Genomic DNA, 1,566 nt, shown 5'->3' on the forward strand with positions numbered 1-1,566 from the left:
AAGAAATTGAACAGGGCAACGTTGCTGATGCTAAAAAGAGTGAAGTAGACCTTCTTGAAGACATGGCTGATACCGAAATATCGACACTAAAAGTAACACATCTTAATGAAGCTGTTTCGTTTTTCGAGCGTGCCTCGGACATCGACGCAGATGAGTACGCCGAATTGAGCTATGAAAAAGCAGAAGCTAAACTTGAAGCCTCAACAAGCTTTATTGAGAAGAATTATAGAGATAGAGAGGGGGTAAAAGCTGCAGGCATTGATGCTCTTTTGGCGACTAAAAAAGCTTACTTCGTTGCGATTGAAGCCGAACGCACGGTAAAAATGAAACCAGAAGAAGCTGAAAAGCACGTTCTTAAAGTAATGGAACTTCTCAATAACATTCACTTAGCTACATCAGGTCAAGACATTGAGCCTGAAAAACTATTTAACCAGTCAGAAGTTATAATCGATCTTATAAAAGAGCTGAAAAAGGCCCCTGTACAAAAACCTGAGCTTCCCGCTTCCCAGATCCAAACTTTCGCTGCGCCTCGATCCGAGCCGCTTGTGATTGAAACGCTCGAAGCACCTGCTCTGCCCGCCGGACATAAACCTCTGGAAGGCTTAGAAGTGGACAGCAGCGCTACCGATATCTCTTTACGTAAGGATGAAGACAGCTTTGATGCCATTGAAGTTGCTTCAGATAGCACGACTCTCGAAGAACAACAAAATAATGTTAATACCACTCCTGAAAGCACTCAAGCAGTTATTGATAATACGCAAGCAAACTTGAATAGTAATGAAGCCGTTGATGCCGTTGATGCCGTTGATGCCGTTGATGACGTTGATGCCGTTGATGCCGTTGATGCCGTTGATGCCGTTGATGCCGTTGATGCCGTTGATAGCTTAACAGACCAAACAAGCGATCAGGGTAGATAAAAAATTAATGAATAGCAAGAGAGGGAGCGCAAGGTATATCGTTTGAAGCTGATTTAAAGGCTTGCCATTCCCCCCCTCAAACAATCTTATCACTTACTACTTGTATTAAATAACGAAGATAACTTTACTCTTAGTAAAATTATCTTCGTAAATTTAGCCACAAAATATAAATAAGTTACAGCTCCAAAGCCAGTTCAGGTGCGTCACCCCCTTCTGCAGGCTCAATCTTAGGCATATATTTTTCTCGAACCTTGCCCTCAATATCTTCAGCGATTTCGGGGTTCTCTTTCAAGAAGTTGGCAGCATTAGCCTTACCCTGCCCGATCTTGTCGCCGTTGTAGCTGTACCATGCGCCAGCCTTATCTACCAAGCCTTCCTTAACACCGAGATCTATGATTTCCCCCATGCGGTATATACCCTTGCCGTAAAGGATCTGGAACTCTGCCTGTTTGAATGGTGGTGAAACCTTGTTTTTTACAACCTTAACTCGCGTTTCGTTACCAATAATTTCGTCGCCCTGTTTTACCGCGCCGGTACGACGAATATCCAAACGTACCGATGAATAGAATTTTAAGGCGTTACCACCGGTTGTTGTCTCAGGGTTGCCAAACATTACGCCGATCTTCATACGAATTTGGTTGATGAAAAT

The 1,566-nt window shown here is 43.3% G+C and carries 1 protein-coding gene and 1 pseudogene; one reads left to right on the plus strand and one right to left on the minus strand.

Annotated elements, in window-relative coordinates; genetic code table 11:
- The coding region (locus A3757_RS27160) for a hypothetical protein (protein ID WP_197470199.1) at positions 1-917 on the plus strand (917 nt) is incomplete at its 5' end.
- A 175-nt stretch (positions 918-1,092) separates the two neighbouring features.
- On the opposite strand, the pseudogene A3757_RS21415 reads toward A3757_RS27160, so the two are convergent.
- Positions 1,093-1,566, minus strand: a pseudogene (locus A3757_RS21415) (recombinase RecA); the annotation flags it as partial.

This window comes from Oleiphilus sp. HI0117, from assembly GCF_001635235.1.